Here is a 12,791-nt window from a genome sequence, read left to right as displayed (position 1 = left end):
TATGATCAGGCTGAGCGCTCAGAATAACTGTTCTGAACGCTGGCCTCTGCCAGAAAACAATGTAGAGGGTCAAATGACTGTCGAAGCTAAAAAAGAAACACTGGGTTTCCAAACCGAGGTCAAGCAACTTCTTCACCTCATGATCCACTCCCTGTATTCCAACCGCGAAATCTTTTTACGGGAGTTGGTCTCCAACGCTTCAGATGCTGCTGATAAACTGCGCTTTGAAGCATTGCATAACGATGGCTTACTGGAGAGCGATCCTAACCTGGATATCCGTGTGGATTTTGACCAGGAAGACAAGACCATCACCATTGCTGACAACGGCATTGGTATGAACCGTGAAGATGTCATTGCTCACCTGGGCACCATTGCCAAGTCCGGCACCGCTGATTTCCTGAAACAACTGACCGGTGACCAAAAGAAAGACTCACAGCTGATTGGTCAGTTCGGTGTCGGTTTCTACTCTGCTTTTATTGTTGCGGATAAGGTGACTGTAGAAACCCGCAAGGCCGATGCATCTGCTAAAGAAGCCGTTCGTTGGGTATCTGATGGTTCTGGTGAATTCACCGTTGAAGGCATCAGCAAGGAGAAGCGTGGTACCTCCATCATCCTGCACCTGAAAGAGGATGCTGAAGAATTTGCCGACGGCTGGCGTCTGCGCAACATTATCCGCAAGTATTCTGACCATATCTCCATGCCGATTCTGATGGTCAAGCAGGATATGTCTTCAGAAGAAGAAAAGCAGGAAGACCAGGCGCCTGAGTGGGAAACGGTGAATACTGCCAAGGCCCTGTGGACCCGTTCCCGTTCCGATATTTCTGAAGACGAGTACAAAGAGTTCTACAAACATATCAGCCATGACTTTGCTGATCCCATGAAGTGGAGTCATAACCGTGTTGAAGGCAAGCTGGAATACAACAGCCTGCTGTTCATTCCTGCCAAGGCCCCCTTCGATCTGTATAACCGTGACATGCAGAAAGGGCTGAAACTCTACGTTCAGCGCGTTTTCATCATGGATCAGGCTGATGAGTTCCTGCCCATGTACCTGCGCTTTATCAAGGGTGTGGTGGATTCTAATGATCTGTCTTTGAACGTATCCCGTGAAATCCTTCAGAAAGACCCGGCTGTAGACAGTATGAAAGGGGCATTGACCAAGCGTGTTCTGGACATGCTGGAAAAAATGGCCAAAAAAGAAGAAGAGCAGTATGCAGAGTTTTGGAAAGAGTTTGGCCAGGTTCTGAAAGAAGGTCCTGCTGAAGACTTCGCTAACCGTGAGAAAGTTGCCAAACTGCTGCGTTTTGCGTCCACTGAGAGCAAGGGTGTAGAGCAGGATCAGTCGCTGGAAGGTTACGTTTCCCGGATGAAGGAAGGTCAGGACAAGATCTACTACATTACTGCCGAAACCCACAATGCTGCAGCTAACAGTCCTCACCTTGAAGTCTTCAGGAAGAAGGGGATCGAAGTTCTGTTGTTGAGCGATCGTGTAGATGAGTGGCTGATGTCCCACCTGAACGAGTTTGATAGCAAACAGTTTGCTGACATTGCCCGTGGTGATCTGGATCTGGGTCAGCTGGACGACGAAGGCGACAAGAAAGCCCTGGAAGAAAGCGCCAAAGAGAAGGAAGACCTGCTTAAGCGTATCAAGGATGCTCTGGTGGATCAGGTTGAAGAAGTGCGTGTAACGCACCGTCTGACGGATTCACCCGCCTGTCTCGTCGTGGGTGAGCATGATATGGGCGCCCAGATGCGAAAGATCATGGAAGCTGCTGGTCAGGCCATGCCTGAATCCAAGCCTATCTTTGAAATCAATCCGGAGCATCCTCTGATTAGCCGTCTTGATCAGGAAGCTGATGAAGATCGTTTTACTGACCTGTGTCGTGTGGTCTTCGATCAGGCTAACCTGGCTGCGGGCGGCCAGCTGGATGATCCGGCCAGCTACGTTCAGCGTTTGAACAAGCTGCTGCTGGAAATGGCGGGCTAAGACAGTGTTGGAGCCGGAACTTTATGTAAGTTCCGGCTCCTGACTGTTACTTGGTCAGTTTTTTCAATGCTGCCTTTAAGTCCTCTCTGATATCCAACAAGCCGTTTTTCAAGCCGTGCTTCAGCTCATTCACCTCTTTTCTCACCGTCAATTTAACGCGCTCAGATCTTGAGTCCGTTTTCTTCCGTTTAAAATCAATGCTGGCCTGATTTGCCTCGTACCTGAGATCGCTGGCGGATCTCATGAAGTTCTTAAGCGTGAGCACCTGACAAAGGTAGTCGCTGACGGGCTTGAACTCCATGGCTACGTCCTCAAAAAACTCAGCTAGTTGATAAAGCAGGCTGCCCAGGCTCGGCATCAGTTCAACATTACGACTTTGGAAATGCCCTCTGACGGGTTGTTGAAAGTTGTTAGTCTCAGGATGCAGCCTTCCGGTGGGTTGACCTTCTACTTTCATAAACGATACCTCCCTGTTCGTTTTAATTCCTATTTGATTATAGAGCTGTTTAACGCTGTTTTGATGCTGTTCCGTTAGTTCAGATAACCAGTTGGTTATCATTATGCCGGTTAAACATTTAGATAACCCAGCTAAAATATACGGTTATAGTCGTAAGTATTAAGGCTGACTTCGCTAAATTACTTCAAGTTCAGTTCATCTTTCCGAGTTTTGATCTACGCTGTATTGAGTCTGATACAGGTTTTTCTGGTCAGTTCCCCTGTGACAGTGGCATTCATTCATGAAATCCTGTCGTAATGTTTTATTGTCAGAATGGCTGGCGATTCTGTTAGCACTTCTTGTGTTGTCGGGCTGCAGTATGCAGTCTTCTCCCATTCTTTATCCAAAAGGGCCGGTTTCAGAAACTGAACGGGATTTGTTGCTCTTGGCCACAGCCATCATGCTATTTACTTTGCTGCCCGTTTACCTGATTACTTTCTGGTCATGCTGGCGTTATCGAGCCAAGGGTAAGGGGGCCTATCAGCCAGATTGGCACAAGTCCATTTTTGTAGAAGTGTTTATTTGGGCCGGTCCGCTGGTCATTGTCGTTGCGATCAGTATTCTTGTTGTCATATACACTTACCGACTCGACCCCTACAAGCCTCTGGTCACTGGTGAAAAAGCGTTCAGGGTTCAGGCTATAGCACAGAACTGGAAGTGGCTTTTTATCTACCCGGATCAGCAGGTAGCGGTAGTCAATGAGCTGGCTTTTCCCAGTGAGAGGCCGCTGAATATTGAAATTACATCAGACACCGTCATGACGTCGTTTATAATTCCAGCCTTGGGTGGTCAGATTTATGCCATGGCCGGAATGACTACCTACCTGAATCTCAGGGCCTACGAACCAGGTCGTTTTTCTGGAAGAAATACCCAGTTCAGCGGTCGTGGCTTTCCCCATATGGTGTTTGAGGTCCAATCACTGTCTGAAGGCGACTTTTCGCAATGGCTCGATAAGGTCAAAAAAGCCAATAAACGACTGGATTCGATCAGTTATCAGAAGCTGCTCAAACCTGAGAGAAAACACCCGGTGGAATATTACTCCTGGGTTGAACCGGAGTTGTTCCGTCAAATCATTGCTAAATACACCGGAGCCAGTGGTGCCTTGCCCCTGCAAAAGCCCAGAAGTCTGGAGTAAACCATGTTGGGTAGACTGACCATTGACGCACTGCCACTCTACAGCTGGATCGCTGTGGGAGGTGCTCTTGTTACCGTGATGGCTGTGCTTTTGACGGCTCTGATCGTGACTTGGGCTGGCAAATGGCGCTACTTATGGGAAGAATGGCTGACCAGTGTTGATCATAAGCGGATCGGCATTATGTACATTCTGCTGTCGCTGGTTATGCTTGTCCGGGGTGTTATTGAAGCCATCATGATGCGAACCCAGCAAGCTATTGCTCTCAACAATGAAGGGTATTTACCGCCAGAGCATTTTGAGCAGATTTTTACAACTCATGGCACCATCATGATCTTTTTTATGGCTATGCCATTTCTTACCGGCCTGATTAATGTCGTCGTTCCCCAGCAGCTGGGTGCCAGAGATGTGGCCTTTCCCTTTATGAATTCAGTCAGTTTGTGGCTGACTGCTGCAGGGGCCGGACTGGTGGGGATTTCTTTGGTACTGGGCAAATTCTCAACGGCGGGTTGGACTGGGTATCCGCCTTATTCAGGCATTGGCTTCAGTCCGGGTGTTGGGGTGGATTACTGGATCTGGGCACTGCTGGTCAGTGGTGTGGGCAGCACCATGACCGGCATCAATTTCATAACGACCATTTTGAAATGTCGGGCTCCCGGCATGGAACTGATGCAAATGCCGTTGTTTGTCTGGACCGCCTTTTGCACCAGTATCCTGATGGCATTTGCTTTTCCTGCGCTGACGGTGGTGGCGGCTCTGCTTGGGCTGGACCGGACGTTAGGGATGCACTTTTTTACCAATGAGCTGGGTGGCAATATGATGAACTTTGCCAACCTCATCTGGATCTGGGGACACCCTGAAGTTTATATTCTGATTCTGCCAGCGTTTGGTGTTTATTCTGAAGTAACGGCGGTATTTTCCAAGAAAAGGCTGTTTGGCTACCGCTCTTTGGTCTACGCCACCATGGCTATTGGACTGTTGTCGTTCACGGTATGGTTGCACCACTTCTTCACCATGGGCTCCAGTCCAAACGTCAATGCCATATTTGGTATTGCAACGATGATTATTGCCGTTCCCACTGGTGTTAAAATATTTGATTGGCTGTTCACCATGGTAAGGGGGCGGATTGTTTTTCATCCTGCCATGCTGTTTACCATCGGTTTTATTATTACCTTTGTAATAGGAGGTATTACCGGAGTATTGCTGGCCATACCTCCGGTAGACTACCTGATGCACAACAGCACCTTTTTGGTGGCGCATTTTCATAACATGCTGATACCCGGTGCCTTGTTTGGCTACTTTGCCGGCACTCAGTTCTGGTTCCCAAAGGCCTTTGGATTCAAGCTTAATGAGTTCTGGGGCAAGGTGGTGTTTTACTGCTGGTTTATCGGTTTTTACCTCGCCTTTATGCCGCTCTATGCCCTTGGGTTATTGGGTATGCCAAGAAGGCTTGAGCAATATACTCATCCTGATTGGCAACCTTTCTTGCTGGTGGCCTTTACCGGCGCATGTTTTGTCTTGCTTGGCCTTTTCAGTGTCTTTATGCAGTTTTATGTCAGTATCAGAGACCGTAACGAAAACCGGGATCTGACCGGCGACCCATGGGATGGGAGAACCCTTGAGTGGGCCACCTCCTCACCTGCAGCACCCTACAACTTTGCTGTGATTCCAGACGTTAGCAACGTTGATGCCTTTTGGGAGATGAAAAATAAGGGGGAAGCCTATCATTTTCCTGATCAATACAAACCCATCATAATGCCCGCTAATACCGGAGCAGGCGTTTTGATTGGTCTGTTCGGGTTTTTAGTAGGATTTGCTTTCGTCTGGTATATATGGTGGCTCGCTATTCTCGCCATGATCGGTGTTATCGCAACACTGATCGTCAGAAGCTGTAATGATTATGGCGAGGAGATCATCACATCAGAAGCTATCATGGCCATCGAGAGTCAACGTAAAGCCCAATTGATGTCTCAGGGCAAATTGTGATTGTACGAAGAGCCCTCAGCCAGAGGAAAGCCTTAAGCCAAAGGAAAGCCTCATGAATCAGGATATGCTCCGACAAGTTATGTCTGAACACCGTGAAGACTGCCTTGATAACCGGGAATTCGGATTCTGGCTCTATCTGATGACAGATGCGATTATCTTTGCTCTGTTGTTTGCAACCTATGTCAGTATGTTCAGAAATACTGCCAATGGTCCTGAACCCATTCATCTTTTTGATCTCAAACATGTTTTTTTTGAAACCGCCTGTCTGTTGATCTCCAGTGTAACGTTTGGTTTTGCCTGGTTGGCTGCTATGAATAAAAAACGACCATCAGTGATACTATGGTTAATCATCACCATCGTTTTTGGTGTTGCTTTTGTCTTTCTCGAAGTCGTTGAGTTTTTAGAAATGATTCAAGAGGGAGCAGGCCCTCAAGCCAGTGGTTACTTGTCGTCATTTTTCACGCTGGTTGCTACCCATGGTATTCATGTGAGTATTGGCATGATCGGTATCCTGACGATGACTCTACAGGTCTTCATGAAAGGGCTGACGCCTCAGGTCTGCTCCAGATTGTTTCGCCTTGGTTTGTTCTGGCACTTCCTGGATATTGTCTGGATCGGGATTTTTTCTGTGGTCTACCTGCCGGTGTTCATATAGGAGGCAATCGTGCAAGCACATGAGCATAGCCTGAAGGACTATCTCAAAGGGTTGGTTCTGGCGATTATTCTGACGGCCATTCCTTTCTGGGTCGTCTGGTCTTCGGCTTTCCGGGCAAGAATACTGTTTGCCATTATCGCCATTTGTGCTCTGATTCAGGTGATGGTCCACTTACGCTTTTTTTTGAACATAAGCCTTAAAAATACGGGCAAGGACTATCTGACAGCCCTTTTTTTTGCTGGAGTTCTGATATTCATCATGGTGGGTGGAACCGTATGGATACTGTTTGATCTGAACTTCAGAATGATGTGAGTGAAAAGAGGGCAGAAGTCGTTTTACTACTTCTGCCGTCAGGCTGCCTCTGCGCCAGAAATAGAAGCATTCATTTTGATCAGTGAGCCAATGGCTGCCGCAGTAGCAACAAAGTCGCGGATGCCCCGGGTATTATTGCGGGAGATGAATCGAGTGTAATAAGCGAGTACCGCCGGGATAACACCGGCTGCACCATTATTAGGTGCAGTGACAACCCGGCCTACACAGGCATTTTCTTCATTGACGGACATGGCAAACAGGGTAACCCAGTCCAAGAGGTTGGCCATTTCGGGAGAACGATCAAAAGAATAGTTGCAGTGAAACTGTGTCCTATCCTGATTCAGGTTATAGAAGCAACAATAGAGTCAGGGTGATTATGACACCTAAACCAGTAATCTTTATGGCTTTGCCCGCAGATGAAGTGGGAACCTTGGTGGTACTGGAAGTCGAAATGGTACTGGAATTCATAATGAAACTGGAATCCGTCTTGTCAACTTGAGCGTACTCTGCAATGAGTGACGAGCAGACTTCAGAGTCAAAGAATAAAAGACCTTCCAGATTGACCAGTCCACTACAGGCAGTGGCTGTTGAGCCATTGATGGCACTCCAGATATTCGCGACCTGACCGGTTGTATAGAGGGTAGGTGTTGCTGTTAATACGGTTGGATTCAGGTTTGGCATGACAACGGATGAACCCATCAATTTTGTGCATTCAACTGCTGCCTGTGGCCATGGATGAATGGCTTTCAGACTGAATTCTTGTTTAAATTGTTGCCACGGAATGACGGCCTGCAGGTGATTGCAAGCCAGGGCCAGTTTAAGGGGGGTAAAGACGGTTATAGCTGTTCCTTTTACCCAGATCTCATTGCCTGCCAGATTATAACGAGAAAGTTCTGCATTAATATCTTTATGTCCTATAAGAACGAAACCTCCCTGTTGGGCAATAGCGCCGAGTAATGTGGAGCTGGCAATGTAGACCGTGTTTCTGAAGATATCCATACTGGTTCCGGGCCCAAGCATAAATTCACCCGCTTTTGCCATTTTGCCCCGGAAAGTGTTCCCAATAACAGCAATCCTCTTTGACTGGTTCCTGATGGCAGGAAGGTTAATATTTATCACCTCATCGGGAATGTATTCGCTGGTCGGCGTGTTGATAGTAGTACCTATGGCCGTGTTATTGATGAACCGCAGGCCCGGACCCGGGCGCATTGGATGAGCCGACGCATCCAGAGGTTCTTTGCAATCAAGGTCAACTGCCGCCTGGTTAGGAAGATTGAACTCGTTGTTTTCTAAAATCAGTCTCCGATTAAAACACTCTGCGAATAAAATAGTGTCAACTGGCCTGCGATTTCCGGTTCCAGTTGGCAGGAAAGTAATGTGTCTTATATGGCTGTCTTTTGTTTTTCTAAAATGGAAGTTGTCAGTGGCTCCAGCCCTGACCATATATTTTTTATTATAAGTTGGGTGAAGCATGATAACGATTTCAAAACCGTCATCAGCAGCGCCAAGAAGATCCTGACCATCCTTCAACACTATTTCTCTTCTAATAAAGTACTTAACCTGGATTTTTTCCGTCACGGGAGAAGCTGATGGAGAAGGTGTCACTGCCTGGACAGTACCGGACGAGAAGAGTATAACGGTGTTCTCAGGAATCTGTTTTATCTTCTGGTCCAAATCATCATCCGGGTTGGGAGTGAGAACAACGCACTGTCGATTGCGAACAAGGTGGCTGTATTGTTTTAACTGCTGCTCAACTCCCGGCGTTTGCTTTGTAAGAGACTGGCAGGAAACCGTTGGAAAGGGGTTCGTGGTTGGGGATTGAGTCGTAGCCTGAGCCCGTATGTTCAATGCCTGTAACAGGAGTATAGGAGCCATCAACCTGGTCAGATAATGCTGCCGCTTGATCATATACACGACTCCCGGGAAAGTGCGATAGGAGATCGGGAAGGCTGAACGGTTCCCCCGATTGGACGACCCCGTAGCGAGAATGGCAGAAAATTGAGCATAAAATTCCGACTTGTTAAGGTGAATCGTGGATCAACTTGCTGAACTAGGAGGGATTTTTAGACCAATCTGATGTCGCCGCAGCAGAGCAGTCTATTCTTGGTCGGTCTCCCGGATGCTGTCTTCAAACTTCTGCAATGGCGCATGACCAGCTCCAAGAATAGTATAAACAGCAAGAAGTACAAAAAGAGTGAACAGCGTTCCCTGGCCAAGCCCTGCAAAGATAAAAACCCCTCTATACATCCTTGATATGGTCCCGACCTCTGTAGGGGACAATTTCGAGACAAAGCTTGATATGAAAGTGCGAATAATCAGCCCCCGGGGCTCGCTGGGTTTACGGGGGAGCTCCCTGCAAAAGTTGCCCGTTAAAAGATCAGTGCACAGTGAACAAAATGAACAGGCGAAGAATAATTCGCTTTGCGGTGGATAACTATAAAGATGCCTTAAGGGAAATCAAACTACACCCGGCGGCTAAAAAGGTATTCAAGCAAAGAAGGACAATGCCTGAACCTCATTACCTTATGTCAGTAGAGTGGGGGCAAGTCTGGTAAATGGCTTCACTGAATTTGATCTTTTCAGGCAGGGGTTTAAAAAAGCATTGTCATTTGGTGTGTTCTCCCATAAAATAACGTCATATTTCGGAAGTTATTGGTTTTAAAGGCTTTTATCTGAAATTAAATCTGTAGAGGCGAGTTAGCAAAGCGGTTATGCAGTGGACTGCAACTCCATTTAGACCGGTTCGACTCCGGTACTCGCCTCCATTCTCTCTAAAATATCGCTTTACTAATCACTCCCGAACAATGCATGCCATCTTAGTATGTATGACTATTATCTATTTCTTTTTTAACCTTTCGATAAGTTTAACAAGAATTGCGCAGCCATTCAGTGATAGAAGAAGGCAGACCAACGGGTAGGAAACTCTCGCCGTTCCTTGATAAATTGCAACAGGGTTTTCAAGGGCATTAATTTCAGGGAGGCTCTGGCTTTCTGAAAACCGAGACCGTAGATAGGGTCGTCACTTGTTTCTATGGCTATTCTCCGGAATTCTGCATCTTTTGTGGCCTGATTTTTCAACCAGATGTACTCCATCATGACACACATGCCTTCTTCGACTTCCAGTGGCAGGTCACGATAGTTGTTATAGAAGAGCCAGGCGTGGGTTAACTCATGGATGGCTACGGTTCGAAAATGTTCCTCCGGCAAATGCTTTTGAATCAGAATATCGTTGAACTCTCTGGCGATCACCTGGCCATTGGGTGTTGTAGAGGTACTCCATCGGGTTAGTCCCAGTATCGGCCTTTCATTATGAAAGTTATGTCGGCTGGCTTCCCGAAGTTCATCACGGCCACAGAGTGTTAGTGGGGTATTGGATTGATGTAGATTCAATCCTACAGAAGATAGGGCAGAGCGCATCTGCTCCATGATTCTGTCTCCCTGTTCCTGGTTGACTACGCCGCGTAGATTGCAGAGGTTGCAAATCACCAGTCCATCCGGGAAGGACATTCCGCCATCGGTGATGTTTTTGCACACTATCCGACTGCAACTTGAGCAAGTGGTGTAGTCCTGGTGTGTGTCGCAAAAGGTATTACCCCAAAAATCCATTAAATAATATTCATGGAGGGGCTTGCGACAGACGGCACAGAGCGGGTTATTCTGTTTTTGGTAGCAGTCCGGATGCCAGGGCATACCATCGTTTTCTATGTATCTGTCGTTGATGGTTTTTCGGCATCCGGGGCATTTCAGGCAGCGTGGATGGAAAGGTCGGCCATTAAAGCCAACAAATGATTTGTTTAGCAGAGGCTTTTTGCAGGTTCGACAATTAAAACAGTGCAGGTGCCAGTGACTGCCCAAGGCTTCCAGGCCATTTCCATGGATTGGCTTTCGGCAGCTCTTACAGAAATTCATGTCCTTCCCTGGCCATGTGATGCTCTCTCAATAACTTTAGCAGGAGCGGATTAAGGCTGTTGGTGATTCAGAGAAAATGAGTTTCCGTCATTTGTTTCAATCTCTTGGCCTCGGTGTGATAGTACTGGCTGGTGGTGTTGATGGAGTCATGGCCCGCAAAAATGGCCAGATCCTCTATCTTCATGTGACGGGCAAGGTGTGTCAGTGCAGTATGTCGCAGAGCATGGAAAGGCATAACTTTAAATCGGGTTGCCTGCTGGCTGTTGTCTGATTCAGAGGCGCAGAAATCCATAAAACTTTGCCACCAGAAACGCAGACCTCTGGAGGAAAGTCCGCCTATTTTGCCCTGAATTCTGCGCGTCCTTGGGGCCAATGGGAAATTGTCCCCTGACAGACCTTCACACTGAACACTATGTCTGAATGCCCTGATCTCTTCAATGAGCTTATTGTTTAGTGGTAGCTGACGGCGCTTTCGACCTTTCCCCAGGATGCTGAGAAAGTAGCCTCCCTCAATACCTGGATGAATATCATTACAGCTGTGTTCGGTCATTTCAGACTCTCGAAGCCCGAGGCTGTAGCCCAGCATGATGATATAACGTGTTCTTGCTGACTCTGATTTGGATACGTGCTCACTTTGCGTTTGTAGCTCGAGGCAATTCAGCAAGTGTTGCCATTCTTCTTCATGGAAGAAGCGGATAGTAGAAGTACCTCGGGCCAGCTTTTCTCCGGAACGAATCAAAGAAACAGCGGGATTGCCCAGCGTGTATCGATTTTTCTCCAGGAAAGAAAAGAAAGATGAGAGTACATCAATCACCTGATCGGTGCTTTTTCCGGGTTTGATAGACGCTTTAAAGAGTATTCTTTCGGGTTGCCCGGGGAGAACACCTTGCTCTAACCAGCGATCCGGCAGATTTTGTATATGATGAAGATACATCTGAAGATGCTTTAGACGAACTTCCTTATAGCTCGCCCCAATATCTTGATATAACCAGGCGCTGAAACGCAGGATTTCTCTCTCGTAGCGTCTGAGTGTCTCGTTAGAACGAGCTGCGGATTTGTTCAAAAACAGAGTAAGAATTTCACTGTCATTGACAGCGCCTGTCATATCAGTACTTAACGATGATGGGTTGTACTGATGGTCACTCCCGGGAAGATTCAGAAGTTCTGAAAGAGCAGGTAAGTTCATGACTTATTTTCTTTGTTTTGTTCAATGGTGAGTTTTAGGGCATCGTTATAGCCCTTGAGCCGTGCAACTTCATGCTCCAGTGTTCTTGTTGAATCAAGCTCTTTCTGTAATGACAGGTTTTTGAGCTCAAGGGCTGCTTGCTGCTTCCTGCACTCTTTAATAGCATCCTGATCATGCCGGGCCTTATGTTCTGCATCTAATAGCTGCCGCACTGCGCTGGAAAGGGCCTCGGCAGGGAGGTTCAGAAGCAATGTTATTTCCTTGATAACTTGAAGCAGTGGCTTTGATTCTTTGACGATGGCCTTGTAATGATTCCTTTCTTCGCAGGCTTCGAGATGAGCTTTGGACTTGGCTTCCAATCGATATTGGATTTCATTATGCGCCTTTTCGGCAGTCAGCCCGGACTCTTTTTGTTTCACAAGCTTTGATTCAACATTGGCTCTTAGTCGACGCTCATTGTCGACGGTTTTGATCCAGTGATTGATTTGTGCCTGGTACTGGCTGTCAAGCTTTGTCTCCAAAGAGGCGAGGGCTTGGGTATGTTCTTCTTTGCTGGAAGCAATCACTGCCTCATGCTTCTTATTTTTTTCGATCTCTGTGTTTAGCTGTTCCTTCAACTGAATGATGCTTTTCTCATGCTCAGACTGTTGTTGATTTAGCCTCTCTCCACTTTCTCGTAACACCTTATTTTCATCCGTCAACTGCTCCAACTGCTGTTTTAGATTCATTCCTTCCTCAGTCAGCTTCTGTACTACTTGTTGTAGTTCATCAATTTCCTGGTTGGCCTGATCTTCAAAATCACGTTGCGAGGCGGTTGCATCATGTTTCCATTGGATGAGTGAGCGTTTTAGCACACGCACCAAATCAGCAGGGAGCTCATCATCGACCTCTTTCTGGGCATCATCCAGAAAGCGCCATTCATTGTAATAGGGCAACACCGTCTGTTTCCCCATTTTGGCAATTCGGGCCAGCTTGTCGGCATTAATACGTTCGCCTCTGGTTTTGAGGTCGTCCAGAACTCTGAAAACAAGCTCTCTACGCTGAATATCCTTCTGATTCTCGCCGTTGGCCTTGTTATCCATGATTTCATACCCGTTTCTGAACCATTAATACCAGTATTATAATACTGGT

10 protein-coding genes, 1 tRNA gene and 2 pseudogenes are annotated in these 12,791 nt (G+C 47.1%); 7 read left to right on the top strand and 6 right to left on the bottom strand.

The features are described 5' to 3' along the window. The first annotated feature begins 73 nt into the window (after positions 1 to 73). Positions 74 to 1,984, top strand: a complete 1,911-nt coding sequence (gene htpG, locus KDK18_RS10420) for a molecular chaperone HtpG (protein ID WP_257254879.1) — start codon at positions 74 to 76, stop codon at positions 1,982 to 1,984. A 46-nt stretch (positions 1,985 to 2,030) separates the two neighbouring features. On the opposite strand, the gene KDK18_RS10415 is transcribed toward htpG, so the two are convergent. Then, positions 2,031 to 2,441: a hypothetical protein gene (locus tag KDK18_RS10415; protein WP_257254834.1), complete on the bottom strand. Its 411-nt coding sequence runs from the start codon at positions 2,439 to 2,441 to the stop codon at positions 2,031 to 2,033. A 280-nt stretch (positions 2,442 to 2,721) separates the two neighbouring features. Here KDK18_RS10415 and KDK18_RS10410 point away from each other — a divergent pair, with 280 nt between their 5' ends. The 4 genes from KDK18_RS10410 to cyoD are packed head-to-tail and all read left to right on the top strand — an operon-like array spanning position 2,722 to position 6,565. Then, complete coding sequence (locus tag KDK18_RS10410; RefSeq protein ID WP_257254833.1) at positions 2,722 to 3,615, top strand: COX aromatic rich motif-containing protein; 894 nt, start codon at positions 2,722 to 2,724, stop codon at positions 3,613 to 3,615. A gap of 3 nt (positions 3,616 to 3,618) precedes the next feature. Continuing rightward, complete coding sequence (locus KDK18_RS10405) at positions 3,619 to 5,598, top strand: cbb3-type cytochrome c oxidase subunit I (RefSeq protein ID WP_257254832.1); 1,980 nt, start codon at positions 3,619 to 3,621, stop codon at positions 5,596 to 5,598. Between the two features lie 52 nt (positions 5,599 to 5,650). Next, entirely contained in the window at positions 5,651 to 6,253 is a 603-nt protein-coding gene (cyoC, locus tag KDK18_RS10400) for a cytochrome o ubiquinol oxidase subunit III (RefSeq protein WP_257254831.1), read from the top strand. Between the two features lie 9 nt (positions 6,254 to 6,262). After that, positions 6,263 to 6,565 carry a cytochrome o ubiquinol oxidase subunit IV gene (gene cyoD, locus KDK18_RS10395; protein WP_257254830.1) on the top strand — a complete coding sequence of 101 codons (303 nt, stop codon included), beginning with the start codon at positions 6,263 to 6,265 and terminating at the stop codon, positions 6,563 to 6,565. 47 nt (positions 6,566 to 6,612) lie between these two features. Here cyoD and KDK18_RS10390 read toward each other — a convergent pair. Next, positions 6,613 to 6,843, bottom strand: a pseudogene (locus KDK18_RS10390) (L-serine ammonia-lyase, iron-sulfur-dependent, subunit beta); the annotation flags it as partial. Between the two features lie 67 nt (positions 6,844 to 6,910). Beyond that, entirely contained in the window at positions 6,911 to 8,473 is a 1,563-nt protein-coding gene (locus KDK18_RS10385; RefSeq protein ID WP_257254829.1) for a hypothetical protein, read from the bottom strand. A gap of 440 nt (positions 8,474 to 8,913) precedes the next feature. Here KDK18_RS10385 and KDK18_RS14740 point away from each other — a divergent pair. Continuing rightward, a pseudogene (locus KDK18_RS14740) lies at positions 8,914 to 9,120 on the top strand (transposase); the annotation flags it as partial. A gap of 136 nt (positions 9,121 to 9,256) precedes the next feature. Continuing rightward, positions 9,257 to 9,330: transfer RNA gene (locus KDK18_RS10380), tRNA-Cys, on the top strand. 121 nt (positions 9,331 to 9,451) lie between these two features. Here the strand turns inward: KDK18_RS10380 and KDK18_RS10375 are convergent. From KDK18_RS10375 to KDK18_RS10365, 3 genes are all read right to left on the bottom strand, one after another. Further along, on the bottom strand, positions 9,452 to 10,474 hold the full coding sequence (locus tag KDK18_RS10375; RefSeq protein WP_257254828.1) for a protein DA1: 1,023 nt from the start codon (positions 10,472 to 10,474) through the stop codon (positions 9,452 to 9,454). A gap of 67 nt (positions 10,475 to 10,541) precedes the next feature. Continuing rightward, positions 10,542 to 11,660 (bottom strand): tyrosine-type recombinase/integrase, encoded by a 1,119-nt coding sequence (locus tag KDK18_RS10370; protein ID WP_257254827.1) that lies wholly within the window; start codon positions 11,658 to 11,660, stop codon positions 10,542 to 10,544. Continuing rightward, on the bottom strand, positions 11,657 to 12,742 hold the full coding sequence (locus KDK18_RS10365; RefSeq protein ID WP_257254826.1) for a DNA-binding protein: 1,086 nt from the start codon (positions 12,740 to 12,742) through the stop codon (positions 11,657 to 11,659). Before KDK18_RS10365 ends, KDK18_RS10370 begins: the two co-directional genes overlap by 4 nt. Between the last annotated feature and the right edge of the window lie 49 nt (positions 12,743 to 12,791).

Source organism: Endozoicomonas sp. SESOKO3, assembly GCF_024606255.1.
This window is presented reverse-complemented; position numbering and strand designations above follow the sequence as displayed.